At 41.7% G+C, this 16152-nt stretch carries 11 protein-coding genes and 1 tRNA gene; 9 read left to right on the top strand and 3 right to left on the bottom strand.

The genetic code is table 11. The features are described 5' to 3' along the window. Positions 1 to 65 precede the first annotated feature (65 nt). The 3 genes from AY607_RS00110 to epmB are packed head-to-tail and all read right to left on the bottom strand — an operon-like array spanning position 66 to position 4990. Positions 66 to 2231 carry an EAL domain-containing protein gene (locus AY607_RS00110; RefSeq protein ID WP_064101384.1) on the bottom strand — a complete coding sequence of 722 codons (2166 nt, stop codon included), beginning with the start codon at positions 2229 to 2231 and terminating at the stop codon, positions 66 to 68. Further along, positions 2213 to 3958, bottom strand: coding sequence for a hypothetical protein (locus AY607_RS00105; RefSeq protein ID WP_064101383.1), 1746 nt, complete (start codon positions 3956 to 3958; stop codon positions 2213 to 2215). The genes AY607_RS00110 and AY607_RS00105 overlap by 19 nt, the downstream gene beginning before the upstream one ends. 9 nt (positions 3959 to 3967) lie before the next feature. Further along, the gene (gene epmB, locus AY607_RS00100; protein WP_064101382.1) at positions 3968 to 4990 is read right to left on the bottom strand and encodes an EF-P beta-lysylation protein EpmB; all 1023 of its coding nucleotides are present in this window, start codon (positions 4988 to 4990) and stop codon (positions 3968 to 3970) included. Between the two features lie 381 nt (positions 4991 to 5371). Here epmB and efp point away from each other — a divergent pair, with 381 nt between their 5' ends. The 9 genes from efp (at position 5372) to AY607_RS00055 (ending at position 15613) form a co-directional block, all read left to right on the top strand. Beyond that, the gene (gene efp, locus AY607_RS00095; RefSeq protein WP_064095461.1) at positions 5372 to 5941 is read left to right on the top strand and encodes an elongation factor P; all 570 of its coding nucleotides are present in this window, start codon (positions 5372 to 5374) and stop codon (positions 5939 to 5941) included. A gap of 171 nt (positions 5942 to 6112) precedes the next feature. Continuing rightward, positions 6113 to 8212, top strand: a complete 2100-nt coding sequence (locus tag AY607_RS00090; protein WP_064095460.1) for a carbon starvation CstA family protein — start codon at positions 6113 to 6115, stop codon at positions 8210 to 8212. A gap of 7 nt (positions 8213 to 8219) precedes the next feature. After that, a complete protein-coding gene (locus tag AY607_RS00085; protein ID WP_171255254.1) occupies positions 8220 to 8522 on the top strand; it encodes a YbdD/YjiX family protein in 303 nt (100 codons plus the stop codon). A 398-nt stretch (positions 8523 to 8920) separates the two neighbouring features. Continuing rightward, positions 8921 to 9883: an AAA family ATPase gene (locus AY607_RS00080; protein ID WP_171255250.1), complete on the top strand. Its 963-nt coding sequence runs from the start codon at positions 8921 to 8923 to the stop codon at positions 9881 to 9883. 12 nt (positions 9884 to 9895) lie between these two features. After that, a complete protein-coding gene (locus AY607_RS00075; protein ID WP_064095458.1) occupies positions 9896 to 10801 on the top strand; it encodes a DUF58 domain-containing protein in 906 nt (301 codons plus the stop codon). Positions 10802 to 10817: 16 nt separating this feature from the next. After that, complete coding sequence (locus tag AY607_RS00070) at positions 10818 to 12809, top strand: transglutaminaseTgpA domain-containing protein (protein WP_064095805.1); 1992 nt, start codon at positions 10818 to 10820, stop codon at positions 12807 to 12809. Between the two features lie 47 nt (positions 12810 to 12856). Continuing rightward, a tRNA-Val gene (locus tag AY607_RS00065) sits at positions 12857 to 12933 on the top strand. A gap of 180 nt (positions 12934 to 13113) precedes the next feature. Next, on the top strand, positions 13114 to 14313 hold the full coding sequence (locus AY607_RS00060; RefSeq protein WP_064101380.1) for a tyrosine-type recombinase/integrase: 1200 nt from the start codon (positions 13114 to 13116) through the stop codon (positions 14311 to 14313). A gap of 103 nt (positions 14314 to 14416) precedes the next feature. Then, positions 14417 to 15613 (top strand): tyrosine-type recombinase/integrase, encoded by a 1197-nt coding sequence (locus tag AY607_RS00055; RefSeq protein WP_064101558.1) that lies wholly within the window; start codon positions 14417 to 14419, stop codon positions 15611 to 15613. Positions 15614 to 16152 lie beyond the last annotated feature (539 nt).

Genomic DNA, 16152 nt, shown 5'->3' with positions numbered 1-16152 from the left:
TTTTTTGTGCCTGAAATTCAGAAAACTATAAGCTCATTTTCTGAATTTCAGGTGTGGAGAAGTAGTTAATGCTCTTGTACATCTATTAAATGATCCAGTTTTTTCTGGAAATAATTACCCTCAATAAAGCGGGCATCCACATTCCAGGCATTGGCAAACAAGGTCATGTCATTTAGTTCACGAATCACAATATTAACTGGCTTAATATCATTATAGCCGGTGATTTTTTCTTGCAATTGCTCAATACCGGTGTCACTGTTGAGCATCTGGGTCAATTCGGTGTGCAAGGACAGGGCATTGATATCGAACTCGCGCAATAAAGTCTCGCTGTACATAGAATGACCAAAGTCACGCAGTGAAATTCGTGCACCATGCTCGCGTAAATTTCTCAGGTATTTCTGGGCATCCTGCTGGTTCATCAAGATATCTTCTTCAGAAAACTGTAGGGTGAGCGGATGCTGCTGCTTACTGCGGATGATCGTAATCAGTTTGGAAATAAATTCAGGGAAAGTACGGTCTTTAAACAGTACAGCACGGTTTAAGTTCACGATTAAACGGGCATCTGGATACTGAACAATAAAGTTATGTAGCTGCTTACTGGATTCTACCAGAATCCAGCGGTCCAGTTTAATGGACAGCTCATCATCTTCACGAAGTTCTACAAGATTGGAAATATCCTGCCATTTATTTTCAAAGATAAAGCCGCTGGTCACTTCATACGTGTACAGATCAGTATCTTCTTTATCATAAAGCTGTTGATATTTCAGATGAATTTCACCACGTTCCAGACATTCACTTAAAGTTTTTAAAATAGAAGGTGTGGTGCTCGGAAGAGAGGTGACTGCTGGACTGATCGTCGCAACTGTTGGGCTGGCAACTGGTTTGTCAGCAACACTGAAGTCTATACTCGGCATATCTAAAGAGCTTGGAGTGCTCGATGAAGGTGGAATGTCGAGTTTAAATTCAGACGCCACTTCTGCTTGAGGTAATGGAGTAGAGAATGCTTGTGCAATCAATGTATTGCAATGTATTTCATCCTGCAATCCCTGTTCAAGCATGACATAGCCCAAGCGTAAATTCAGAGGGAATGACTTTTGTCCTACTGTAATGAGTTGTGGCTTGCTTAAGGCATTTAAACTGATCAGTTTGGATTCAAGAATTGCTTTAGAATCTGCCTGGAACAAACCAACAATGACGTCATATTCGAGTTTAAATAGTGGAAGTCGGGTCTGCTCCATGAGGAACTCTTTGACTGTATTAAAGTACCCACTAAAAGTGGTCCAGTCAGATTGCAGAAGTTCCGGGTCATAAGCACCGAAGGAGAAAGTGACCAAGGCATTAGCAGGTGCAGACTGCTTGTTCAGTTCGCGCTTAAGTAACTGGAAGGTGCTTGGTTTTCCTGCAGTCTTCTCGGTAGTAACGGCTTGCGACTGGGTATCAATGCTAATTTGCACTGCATCTTCTTCAGAGGTTGAGGGCAAGAATTCCAGTTTTAAAGGACCCGATGCTGATACCTGCGGATTAAGGGATTGGATTTCGACCCGACCTAAATCAAACTGACCTTGAGAAATCTTTTTGAAACGTGTTTTGAAATCATTTAAGTCTGAAGGCTGAAGAAGATCCAGAAGTGGTAACCCAATAATTTCATCTTCATTTTGCAGGCCAAACAGTTTCAGGTAGTCTGCATTGGCTTGAATATGAATCCCTTCCTGAATGGTTGCGACAGCCCGGTTGCTGTCATCTACTAAAGATTGTGCCTGAATCTGTGCCGTTTCCAGTTCATTCATTAAATATTGCTGGGTCTGCGATAAACGGCTGAATGACAATGCTCGAACCAGTCCCACATAAAAGCGTTCCAGGTAATCGAAATTGAGAATGTCATAGATCCCTTTATGGATATATTGTGCATATTGTTCAGCGCGGTAATCATCTGGTTTAAGCAAAATCATCGGCAGATTGGGTTGCTGCGAAAGACGCACCAGACTTAAGGCCTGTTCATATTTAAGGTCATATGCACGGCCAAAAATAATCAGATCCCAGTTGAAATTTAACTGCTTTTCAAAAGATTTCAGGTCATCTAGCAGAACAGCATTGACCTGATAATCATTATTCGTCAGAAGATCACAGATTTGGTTATATCTAATTTGATTATCATCAATAATGAGTAAACGTGTTTCAGTACGTTTTAACTTTTTAGACAATAATGGATTTCTCACTTCAATGCTTCCCATAAATCATGATTTCTGCTTTCATTCATATGCTGATCGATAAAGTTTTCGATCATTTCTTCTTCCTGATCATTGAGTAATTCATAATCGAAACGGATGAAACTTTGTGTAATCAGTTGTGCTTTGGTCAGATAGATTTTGATTTCTTCCTGACCGAGACGTAAATGAATGGTTTGTTTTTCCCTAAACATCTGTGAGCCAGAAACAATAAGACTGGTCGAAACCTCATCTAGTTGCGTCATTTTCACCAGGAGTGCCGGTTGATAATTGACATGATGGCGTTCGGTACGGGTATAGGCAGCACAAGGGAAGAGCTCTTGTGCCAGAATTTCCAGGCCAATTTCCAGGCTTTTATCCGTTGACTGCTTGATCCAGCGAATCACACCGCCACGCCACTGGCTCTGGGTTTTTTCCTGAACCAGGATGAATTCACCGGTTTTCAGGTTGGCAGGGGTAACGTCGGTCCATTTAATCCGGTAACCATTGACACTAATATCCAGAACTTCAGCACTATGGATCTGTTTGGTTTCACGATCGAGCGCCTTAATGCTGCTAAAACCACTTGGAATGGCATTTTCCAACGAGCTGACAAAACTACTTTCGCTCTGGAAATTGTAATTGGCACCAAGTTCGAGTGTTTCGTTAAAATTTTTGCCTTTAGACAGGTAAAAATGCGCTACCGTTAAGCCAAAGCAGATATTGATCTGCGCTGAATACTCATAACGTTCATGACGACGTTCGACATTATTGGAAAGCAGGTTATAGATATGAAAATGCAGAGCAGGGGTCAGAAACAGTTTTTCATTACGTGACAGATACTGGGCATTTTTGCTTTGGGTGCCGGTTAAATGATCCATCAGATTCTGGGTGGAAATATAGAAGCTTGGCTGAAACTGGGCTTCCTGATGGGAATTAAAGATCGGCGGATGATCTTTGCTGGCATCAACCACATAACGGGATAATGTGGTTTCCTTTGGCAGGATCTGTACCAGTTTGGCCCAGTCAAAACTACACAAATACAGCCCCTGGATTTCTGCAGGCCGGATTTGATGAGTATTGAAAATATCCAGTAAAATCAGTTGTGAATAGGCATGTGCAATATTCTGGATCTCATGCTGGGTGCCCAATACCTGATTGATATTGGTTTGATAGAAATTATTATCTATGGCACATTCAAGCAGTTGGTGAGCGGCCAGCCATTGTCCCAGTCCTGGCGTGCTATAAAGCATATGCTGTTGATATAACAGAAGTGTAAGTTGCTGCAGTGCATAATAAATCGAGACCATCCGGGCAGTTTGAATGCTTTTCTTTTTACCCAGAGAGAACAGCGAAAACTTCTGATGCGTCAGCTGATGATTGCAGCGCTTAACGATATCGATATAAATTTTGGCAAAATGACTGCGCAGCAGCATGGCCAGCTCAATAATCTGGTCATTACGATCCGATGTTATCAGTCCCTGATTGACGAAATGCTTTTCCAGGCTGGTCAGAACATTTTCAAGAGTTGGATGTAAAATCTGAATCAGGTCAAAGCGCTGGGTTTCTGTACATTTTAGCTCAGAAACTTCCAATAGGGCATTAAACAGGGATTTGGATGAATTCCCCAGTTGTAGAATTGAAATTCCTGCAACCCATTCCTGTAAAGCTTTGGCAGTGGTTGGGCAAAAGCTCAACTGCTCTCGTTTTAGTTCAGTCGGTGTCTGAAAAATGTCTGAAGTATGCGTGCTCATCTTTATTATTTAACTCAAAAATGTTGAAACCCCAAAAAGCGGTGTCTTATTCTTCTCGCCCGCTATTTCTCGAACCAGTTTAGGAACCAGATACCCCGGTAGGCTCGCTAAAACTTCTGTATAAATCTCATTAATATGGTCAGATGCCAAATCAAAATGATGGGCACCTTTTACTTTATCAAGTACATGTAAATAATAAGGCATGACCCCGGCATCGAACAAGCGATAGCTTAAATCTACTAAAACCTGAGCAGAATTATTAACCCCATTTAATAAAACCGCCTGATTCAATACAGTAATCTGGTGTTGAACCAGCTGGTTTAAACGCGTGCAAGTGAAGTCGTCCAACTCCGATGCATGGTTTGAGTGTACCACCAGAATAATACGTAGCCTACTGTTTTTTAACATGCTAAGTAACTCTTCGTCGACTCGGTTGGGGATCACAATAGGAACTCGTGAATGTATTCTTAAGAATTTGAGATGTGGTACTGATTCCAGTCGTTCAATCCAGGTTTTTAATTTTTGGTTCGATAAGGTCAGTGGATCACCACCACTCAAAATCACTTCATTAATATCGGGTTGGCTTTCCAGATATTGCTTGATATTTATCCAGTCTTCATTTTTAGGCAGATTTTCCTGATAGGGAAAATGCCGACGGAAACAATAACGGCAATGGACAGCACAGGCACCAGTCAGTGTCAGCAAGAAACGGGATTTATATTTGTGCAGTACGCCAGGTTGCTGATTGGCCTGTTCTTCGCCCAAGGGATCAGTGACAAATCCCGGATGCTCTTCCAGTTCCAGATGATGGGGCAGCACTTGTAAAAGCAGGGGGTCTAAAGGGTTTCCGGTCTGCATTTTGCCCACAAAAGCACGTGGTACGCGTAATTTAAACTGCTTGGAAGCCAAGATAGCGCCTGAGAGCAGTTGCTCCGGTGCAAGCTGCAGTACTTCAAGTAGTTCGCGTGGATCAGTGATCAGGTCGCTGAGTTGTGATTGCCAGTTTTGTTCTTGATATAGATAGTTCGTCATGCTGGAAGATTAACAATATTAAGTGGGAGGACACATCCTGATGGAAACAGTTTAACAGTTTGTAAGAAAGCAGAATGACTCGCTGTGCTCTAATATAGGGTGCGATTCAGATATGCTGATCTTCATGATAAGCTGATGACAGTCTAACGTTGAGCAAGACATGAATAAACAAAGGATTTTCATATCTGATTGTAACTTAGACAGCCTGAGCAGGTAAAAGCGGATTTTTTCATTGCGGCAAGACGTATTGCTCATTTAGAATACGCAACATTAAATGAATGTGCATGTGGCAAATCATGTTCGTGTCAGACTTGCTAAATGACATCGCAACAGCCCATAGCATCTATAGATTAAAGTTAGTAAGTTTGGAGTGCGCCAGTCATGGCCTATTATTCTACGAATGATTTCAAGTCAGGCCTTAAGGTTATGCTTGATGGCAACCCATGTTCAATCATGGAAAATGAATACGTAAAACCAGGTAAAGGCCAAGCTTTTAACCGCGTAAAATTACGTAACCTTAAATCAGGCAAAGTGTTAGAAAAAACATTTAAGTCTGGTGACTCACTAGAAGCTGCTGATATCGTTGAAGTAGAAATGGAATACTTGTACAACGATGGCGAAATGTGGAACTTCATGGATCCTGTTACCTTTGAACAGATCGCAGCTGATAAAACAGCAATGAGCGATGCTGCAAAATGGTTAAAAGACGATTCTAACGAAAAATGTACCATCATGTTGTGGAATGGCGTGCCTCTTAGTGTGAGCCCACCAAACTTCGTGGTATTAAAAATCGTTGAAACTGATCCAGGTGTTCGTGGTGATACTTCTGGCGGTGGTGGTAAGCCGGCGAAACTTGAAACAGGTGCTGTAGTACGTGTTCCATTATTCGTACAGCAAGAAGAAAGCGTTCGTGTAGATACCCGTACTGGTGACTATTTAGAACGTGCATAATGGTTTGAAAATAGACTATTATCGAGAGGGATGATTTAGATCATCCCTTTTTTTATGCCAAAGTCTTAGAGGAAAAGCAAAAGAACAGGCGTAAAGTCGCAAGGGAAAACAGCAGTACCTCGAACAACAACAATCACGCTGATTTGTATGCATCACAATATGAGGGATTGAATGGAAACTTTACAGAAGAAGTCCACGCTGACTTCGAAAATGATTTGGCTTTTGGTAGCCATTGTGGGTGCAGTCTCCTTTGGAGTGCTGGCACTGAGTCGGGGTGAGCATGTCAATGCAGTCTGGCTGGTACTTGCCGCCGCCTGCGTCTATAGCATTGCTTACCGTTTTTACAGTTTATTTATTGCCAATAAAGTATTTGAGCTGGATGAACGCCGTTTAACGCCTGCGCATCGTCTGGCTGATGGTCTGGACTATGTGCCGACCAATAAAAGCGTGCTGTTTGGCCATCACTTTGCAGCGATTGCCGGTGCAGGTCCGCTAGTAGGTCCAATCCTGGCAGCGCAGATGGGTTATCTGCCGGGCACGATCTGGCTACTGGTCGGTGTGGTACTTGCCGGTGCAGTCCAGGATTTTCTGGTGCTGTTTATTTCCACCCGTCGTGACGGTCGATCACTCGGTGAAATGGCCAAGCAGGAACTGGGTACTTTTGCCGGGATTGTGGTCATGCTCGGTGCCTTAGGCGTGATGATTATCATTCTGGCAGTACTGGCACTGGTGGTGGTAAAAGCACTGACCAACAGTCCTTGGGGTGTATTCAGTATCGCAGCGACCATTCCGATTGCGATCTTTATGGGCATCTACATGCGTTTTATCCGACCAGGTAAAATTGCTGAAGTCTCGATTATTGGTTTTGTCCTGATGATGCTGGGCATTATCTACGGCGAAAACATCGCACAACATCCATATTGGGGCCCATTCTTTACGCTTTCTGGCACTGAGCTGACTTGGGCATTGATCATTTATGGATTCATTGCATCGGTACTGCCAGTCTGGCTATTGCTTGCTCCACGTGATTATCTGTCGACCTTCCTGAAAATTGGCGTGATTGCAGGTCTGGCTGTGGGTATCCTGTTTGCCATGCCTGAAATGAAACTGCCAGCAATTACCAAATTCGTTGATGGTACTGGTCCTGTATTTGCAGGTTCTATGTTCCCATTCCTGTTTATTACCATTGCCTGTGGTGCGATTTCCGGTTTCCATGCTTTGGTGTCTTCAGGAACGACACCAAAACTGGTCAACAATGAACGCGATATCCGCATGATCGGTTACGGCGGTATGTTGATGGAATCTTTTGTGGCGATCATGGCCTTGATCTGTGCTGCAATTCTGGATCCAGGAATTTACTTTGCCATTAACTCGCCAGCCGCATTACTCGGTACTACAGCCGAAAGTGCAGCAGAAGCAGTACGAACCCTTGGTTTTGTGGTAACGCCTGAAGCTTTGACCTTACTGGCACAAGAAGTTGGTGAAAACTCGATTTTGTCACGTACTGGTGGTGCGCCTACCTTTGCAATTGGTATGGCACATATCATCACCGAAATTTTCAACAGTCGTGAAATGATGGCATTCTGGTATCACTTTGCGATTCTGTTTGAAGCATTGTTTATCCTGACTGCTGTAGATGCTGGTACCCGTGCCTGTCGCTTTATGGTGCAGGATACCGTAGGTATCGTGATTCCTGCGGTGAAACAGTCGCATAACTTCTTCGGAAACCTGTTGGGTACTGCGGTTGCAGTGGCAGGCTGGGGATTCTTCGTCTATCAGGGCGTAGTCGATCCACTGGGCGGGATTAACAGCTTATGGCCACTGTTTGGTATCGGTAACCAGATTCTGGCTGCGATGGCGCTCATTCTCGGTACCGTCATTCTGTTCAAGATGAAAAAACAGAAATATGTCTGGGTGACAATTATCCCGACAGTGTTCCTGTTCATTACTTCCATGACAGCAGGCTGGCAGAAGATTTTCCACGAAAATCCAAAGATTGGTTTCCTTGCGCAAGCTGACCGTTTCAACACGGCAATTGCCAATAATGAAATCCTGGCGCCAGCGAAAACCATGGCTGAAATGCAGACGGTAGCGATGTCGAACCAGATCAATGCTGCACTTTGTGCTTTCTTCATGATTGTAGCCTTTGTGATGTTGTTCGCTGCGATTGGTGTGATTCGCCGTGCCTTGGCAAGTCCGGTACCGACCGTGCATGAGGCAGAAGCGATTTATCGCGATCCTGAAGAGATTCAGCCAGCGAAAGGTCATTAAGGAGAATATTATGAATCTGAAGTTTGCCAAAAGCGGGAAAACGATGATTTATAAAATCATCAAGATGACCGTGATGTCGCAGAAGGATTTGATCCTGAATCCGAAAAACTGGTCACGGATTGCGACCTTGTGGCAACGTTTGCAGCAAAGTTTCCGTTTGATGGTCGGTGTACCTGATTATCAGACCTATGTGGAGCATATGCGCAAGCATCACCCGGATCTGGAACCCATGGATCCTAAGACTTTCTATCGCCACTGTGTAGATTCGCGTTATCCATCCGCAGGTGGTATGAAGAAATGTCCATGTTAATGGTTAAGTAACAGCAAGCGCCTTTCGGGGCGCTTTTTTTTCTCTAAAAGAATAGGCCACCTAATAACCCTGATTGCATGAGTTGAGCTATTTCCAAAAAAATTATAAAAATCAAAAAAATGATCTGGGTGTATATACCTTTTAAGTATGAATTTTTATGTATAAGTCTTTTCAAGAGACGGCAAAGTCCTATAAGTATTTTGATATTTGATCAAAAAATATCTCTGTCTGTAGCAGTCATTTTTATTTTCTAGATCTCATTTCTGTATGTTCTTTCTATTCCGGTATTTTCTAGTGAGTGTATTTATTCAGTTACATAGACAGATGATTGATCTTTTGGGAAAATTTAAATTTCAGTGTATGTTAATCCTAGACCATGTTTTATTAAGGAATTTACTGTGATCTGGGGCATGAAACAAAAGGAAAATAACGACATTGCATACATCAATACAGGGCTTGAACAAAAGATTGCAAGTTATTCACCCAAGATCCAGCATTTTTTTGAAGAAGTTAATGCCATTGTGCTGGACAAGCAGGCTCAGACCAAACTGGCACTCTGTTGCCTGATTGCGGGTGGACATGTCCTGTTTGAAGATTTACCCGGGCTGGGAAAAACCACATTAGCCAGCAGTCTGGCACATCTGGCAGGATTGAAGTTCCAACGGATCCAGTTTACCAATGACATGCTGGCCAGTGATGTGATCGGCATTAATATGTTTAATCAGAAAGAACACCGGTTTGAGTTTAAACAAGGGCCGATTTTTACCCAGATTTTACTGGCAGATGAAATTAACCGTTGCAGTCCCAAAACCCAGAGTGCCTTACTTGAAGCCATGGAAGAAGGCTATGCCACCATTGATGGCGTGCGCTATGCCTTGCCCAAACCCTTCTGGGTGCTTGCAACACAAAACCCGCTGTTTCAAAGTGGTACTTATGCTTTACCTGAATCCCAGCTTGACCGTTTTCTGATGCGTTTATCCTTGGGTTATCCATCGCGCCATGCAGAAAAACTTTTATTACAGCAGGAATCCCGTTTTGCCCTGATTGCGAGCCTGACCCATATTTTCACTGAAGATGAGATACTGGAACTACAAAGCCTGACGCATCAGGTATTTATCAGTGAAGCCATTCAGGAATATCTGCTCGATCTGGCAGAAGAAACCCGTAAAAAACGACATGGACTTTCCACACGTGGCTTATTGGCCCTGAAGCGTGCAGCACAAGCACATGCCCTGATTCAGCAACGTGCCTTTGTCACGCCCGATGATGTACAGGCCGTATTTGTTGCGGTGACTTCACATCGTCTGGGTTTAAGTGAGGCAGAAGCCTTTAATGTCATGCAACAGGTTGCGGTCAGCTAAAGGAGTTTTCTCTTGGATAGAACCTGGCAAAAATGGCTGGCCAAACGCTTTCAATTTTCACAGCAGAAACAGCTCTCACAGAAAGATGTTCTGGTATTTATTTATCGGCAGGGTTATCTGTATCTTGTTTTGATCTTGATCACCTTTGTGGCCGGAGTGAATTATGCCAATAACCTGATTTTAGGTTTTTGTTTTTTAATCAGTGCCGTGCTGTGTGTTAGTTTCTATCTGACTTTCAAACAATTGCATGACCTGAAAATTGAATTAATTGCAGATGATATTGGTCAGGTAGGGAATAGCCTGAATCTACATTTTTATTTTCAACAGCAGCAGCTTCGTCCACGATATGTATATATCAAGGCAGGAGATCAGATAGCAAAATTTTATCTGAATGCAGCAAAGCAGCAATTTATCCTGCCATTTTACACAGAGCAACGTGGCAAGTTTGATTACCCGATCATTCAGATTTATTCGGTTTATCCCTTTGGTCTGGTTCGAGCCTGGACCTATCTTTATCATCAGCATTCTGCTTGGATTGCTCCTAAGGCTGAAGCTTTTACGGCTGAAAATAAATATTACTTTAACCGCTTTGAACCGGATATGGATGAATTTCGTGAATTACGCAATTATCAGTCTGGGGATTCCTTGCAGGCTGTCTCCTGGAAGCAGTTTGCGCGTGGGCAAGGCCTGTATGTCAAAGTCTTTGAACAATATCAGGATGAACACAGTATCGAGATTCATTATGAGCATATGCCAAGCCAGTCACATGAAGAAAAACTTGAATTTGTAATGGGGCTGGTCGAGCAGTGCGAGCAGCAGCAATGTGCCTATAGCCTGCATTTGCCACAGGCTGAGTTGCCACAGGGAGCAGGGGAAGAACAACTACGGAAAGCCAAACAATTGTTGGCGCAGGCCTAAAGTGGATAAAGAAACGATGAACGCAAAAATCTGTACCTCGATTGTACTGACTCTGGGGCTGATTCTCATCGCCCAAATGGCATTTATTCCTGTGCTACTCAGTATAATTTTTGCCATCAGTATTCTGTGTATCTGGATTTATCAGAAGCGTCAGCAGCCATTTCCAAAAATCGGTACTTTTCTGCTGACGGCGTTGGCACTGGGCAGTATTTATTTGAATTATCAAAGTTTTATTGGCGTAGATGCAGGAGTGGCTGTTTTATCTACATTTTTATTTGCCAAATCACTGGAAAGCAAAAATAAACGAGACCTGATTATCCTGTTTAATTTTGCCCTGTTTGTCGCTGCAAGTTCATTCTTATACAGTCAGTCATTTGGGATGGCAATCGTGATTGTACTGTGTTTAATCAGCTGTCTGATTGGCCTGTACCGGATTCAGACCAGCGAATTTGAACAGGAACAGACCACTCTGGGCACAGCATTGCAACAGGATGCCAAACATGTGGGCCAGTTTGTCTTCTACGCCGTTCCATTTTTCATACTGTTATTTATTTTCTTCCCGCGCTTGCCTCCGCTTTGGTATATTCCTATTCCAGAAAACAAAGGTGTAACAGGCATTAGCGACAGCATGTCGCCCGGTGATATTGCCGAATTGTCCCAATCCAGTGCCCTTGCTTTCCGGATTATCGGTGATGTGAGCAAGCTCCCATCACGTTCAGAGTTGTATTGGCGAGCCCTGGTACTAGATGAATATGATGGGCAGCGCTGGACCAGCAATTTCAGCAATCAACAGCCTTTAATGCAACCATCGATGGATACATCTGCAGTGTCTACAGGCTGGAATTATCAATATCTGGCTGCAGATCCTTCGGTGTTCTGGATCATGGGGCTGGAAAAATCGATACCTGTGGAACGCCGTTATTATAACCGTCAGGACTGGAGTATTGTACCGCGACGGCTTACGCAACGCGTTGAACCGATTACATTACAATGGGTCGGTACAAAATACGAGCCTCAAACACTGCCAAGCCAATATATCGAGCGAATGAATACTCAAGTGCAGCGTAGCCTAGACCCTCGAGCACAGAAATTGGCATTACATCTATATGAACAAAGTGCTAAAGAGCCACGTCGTTATGTGCAACAAGTCTTGAACTGGTATCAGCAGAATAATTTTGTTTATACCTTAAAACCGGGTCAATTGGGACAAAACCGGATTGATGAATTCCTGTTTAATTCCCGTCAGGGATTTTGTGAACACTATGCATCGAGTTTCGTAATGTTGATGCGTTATGTTGGAATTCCTGCACGGGTGGTCACAGGTTATCAAGGGGGAGAGTTGGCCCCGGATCGGATGAGTTGGGAGGTTCGGCAAATGGATGCCCATGCTTGGACAGAGGTTTGGATTGATCAGAAATGGCAGCGCTTTGATCCAACCGCTAAGATTGCTCCACAGCGTATAGACAACGGAATGCAAAATCTAATGTCTCAAGATGAACGTGTATCGGCAAATAATTTAACCTGGGCATCACAGAATAATCAGTGGATGACGAAGATGCGCGTTTGGAGCGATTATGCCAGCTACCAATGGCAAAGTAAGGTGGTGGGTTATAATGCAGAATCACAACAGGGCTGGTTAGCGAAATTGGGCCTAGATTCAATCTATTCCAGCGTCGTTATACTAATATCTGGTATCAGCATACTAATATTCCTCTACATCTTGAGAATTTATTTGAAGGCAAGACAAGCTCAAGCTCCATATGATCGTATGATTCAACAGTTGAATCAATCTTTAGCTGACGATTTCAAAAAACAGCCAGCTGAAACCTTTCATCAGTGGATGTTACGTTTATCCCAGCAGGTTCAGGTTGAAAACCAGACTGCCTTTATTCAAGCCATAAAGGTTTTTGAAAAAAATCTGTATTCAGGAATAACAATGACGGAGCAAGAAATGAAAAAATTCAAGGATTTGCTTAAAACTTGCGCGGATGTTTTAAAAACTAAATGAAAAGGCTTGTCTTCATGAGAAAAAATTTATAATATGCCAAGCATTCTAGGTGTATAGCTCAGTTGGTTAGAGCGCTACGTTGACATCGTAGAGGTCTCCAGTTCGAGTCTGGATATACCTACCAAGATTACTTTTTATACAGCTTTCTATAGGGTTGTATAAAGCAGAAAACCTTCTAAATTCAACAATTTAGAAGGTTTTTTTGTTTCTGGTGGTTTGGTATGTTTCTCCAAAACTGACGCTATCTTGTATCACCACGTGTATCACTGTCTAATAATCTAACTCGTGATACAAGGTGAAGCGCATGTTTCGGAAAGACATAAAAAAACGGCCTCTTAGTGAAAAAGTTCTCGCTACTTTAGTACCTGAGGACAAAGACTACCGTGAACTTGACGGCGCTGGTTTGTATTTTGTGGTGAAGAAACCTGGTACGAAGTCTTGGCAGTTTCGATATAAAAATGCTGAAGGGAAATGGGCATGGATCGGCATTGGCGCATACCCTAAAGTCAGTGCAAAACTCGCTCGTCAAAAAGCACAGGAATATAATGTAGCCTTGTCAAAAGGCGAAGAATTAAAACCAAAGAAAATATTGCTGAATGAGAAAAGAGAACTAGAGAGTTTGTATTTTCAGAATCTCATGCGGGATTGGCTAGATACCAAGTCGACGAAATGGGGAGAAGCAACATATACGAAAGCAGAGAAATCGATCTATAAACATATCATCCCCAGCTTTGGAAAGCGTAGTTATACCGATATTAGTGCGAAAGAGTGGTTTGATTTCTTCCAGGGCTTACAGCGTAATTTAGGCATTCATACACAAATTGAGAAACTGGTGTCCTATGTTCGAGGCTGTTATGACTGGGCCAAATTTCAAGGAAAAATTAGTTCCAACCCGCTGGAAGGTATCACTAAGCATTTAGATACATATCAATCGGGAAATATGAATTTTATTAGTATTGAAGATCTTCCAGTTTTATTGCAAAGAATCGGCGACAATAAAAAACGTGCTATTGGAATTGGTTTAGAGTTAATGATTCTACTTTTTCCACGCCCTGGTGAATTAAGGTGTGCTAAGTGGGAACAGTTCGATCTTAAGAACGCATTGTGGAGCAAACCCGCTGCATCGACTAAAACCCGTCTGGAGCATCAAGTACCTTTGCCTAATCAAGCAATCACACTTCTAAAAGAACTCAAGGAGATTCAGCCCGAATCTGAGTTTTTGTTTCCAAGCCGCCTATCAGTACACAAAACTATTAGTGATATGACCTTTAACTTAGCTTTAAACCGTCTAGGTTATGAAGGAAAGCAGAATCCCCATGGGTTCCGACATTTGGCAAGTACCACGATGAATGATCGATTCAGTGATAAGGAACAGGTCATTGAAGTTTGTCTGGCTCATAAGAAAAAGGGTGTGAAGGGTGTCTATGATAAATCACAGCATTTAGATGAGCGCCGTGTGCTAATGCAGTGGTGGGCAGACTATTTGAACCAGTTAAGGGCCTAATGAAAAAAATTTAGCATTTTTTTCTTCGTTTTATATGTTTGGAGATGCCATTTTTTTTCTTGTGATATTTCTCTGTGTAATTTCAATGCACGTGATAAATCACATGAAACGAAACAATCTTTATAGCAGACCAAAGCTGAATGATAAAAAGCTCATGGGGCTTGAACCTGAGGGTAAAGACTACCGCATTGTTGTTGAAGACCAGCTTTATTTTTTTGTAAAAAGCACAGGTCATAAAAGCTGGCAATTAAGGTATAAAAATATTATCGGGGTATGGACTTGGAAAGGACTTGGAGCATACCCCTTAGTCAATATTAGTCAGGCTAAAAAAATTGCACGTACTTATCAGAATGAAATAGAGAACAATACTTTTTTTACTAATAGAGAGACGGAATACCAAAAATATCGATTAAGTTCACTGATCGAGGAATGGCTTGATACCAAAATAAAAAAATGGTCTGATAAGACTTATGAGAAGGCTGTTAAATCCATTCAGAAGCATATTTGTCAGAAATTTGGAGCGCGGGATTTTCGAGATATTACAGCGGGAGAATGGTTCAAATTTTTCCAAGGTTTACAGCGTAATTTGAAAATCATGACGCAGGTGAATAAGTTACTTTCTTATATGATTGAAGTATATGAATGGGCAGAAATTTCTCATGGAATAAAAATCAATCCTCTCACTAAGGTGAAAAAGTTTTTAGATAACCACAAAGGTAATAATTTCTGCTCTGTTGAAATACATGAACTGCCAATGCTTTTAAAAAGCATACGATCCTATTCTAATAAAACAACAGGTATTGGGCTTGAACTAATGTTATTACTTTTTCCTCGGCCTGGTGAGTTGAGCGTAGCTAAATGGGAGCATTTCGATTTAGACAAGAGAATATGGACCAAACCAGCGGAACTGATGAAAAACCGAAGAATCCATAAAGTACCGTTATCTGATCAGGCGATAAATCTTTTATATAAATTGAAGAAAATACAAAGACAATCGGACTATCTTTTTCCAGCGAGGAATGATCCCAATAAACCAATCTGTGATTCAACTTTTAATACAGCCTTAAAGCGTTTGGGGTATCAAAAAAAACAACATGCACATGGGTTTCGCCATCTATCATCTACTGCACTTAATAAAGTCTTTAGTAGTAGGGTCCAAGCCATCGAAGCAGCATTATCACATGTTAAAAAAGGAACAAAAGGTATATATGATCGAGCTGAACACTTTGAGGAAAGGGAGGAGTTGATGCAGTGGTGGGGAAACTATATAGATATCTTATATAATGAATATTATTCTTGATAAAGGATACTTTTTATTTTTTACGAGTTTATATATTTGAAATTTTGATTTTATTTATTCGGCGAGACTAAATTAAGATAGAGGTTCTATGTATTTTAAAATGAATAAAGATAATCATGTATTGAGTGAGGGTAAAATAGTAAATATATTCAAGACCTACATACTATACACATTACGCTCAATTAAGTTTATGAAATATTAGGAGTGTAAAGCCATGCTTCACAGAAACTAATGAAGTTGCATCCGGCCTTTCAAAAGTCATTCGAAATGGACATAACTAGGCAAGATGTTCTCTCTTAAATATTCTATTTAAGAATTATTAATGATTAATTTTTAGTTGAAATAACACTCAGGTATATGTTGTATAAAAGTAGTTCTAATTTCATCAAAACTGATGTCAGGGGTGTTATCTATCAACTTTTCAAGCCATAAATAGATCACTCTATGATCTTTATTTGTTCCATCATCTCCAAAAAAAATACCAATATTATATTCATCACGGATTTGGTATTCATGAATCAATGTGCTTAATATTCTAC

This window comes from Acinetobacter sp. SFA, from assembly GCF_001647535.1.
In the GTDB taxonomy this organism is placed as follows: Bacteria; Pseudomonadota; Gammaproteobacteria; order Pseudomonadales; family Moraxellaceae; genus Acinetobacter; species Acinetobacter pecorum.
Note: the sequence above shows the minus strand (reverse complement) of the source record. Positions and strands in the feature narration are given on the sequence as shown.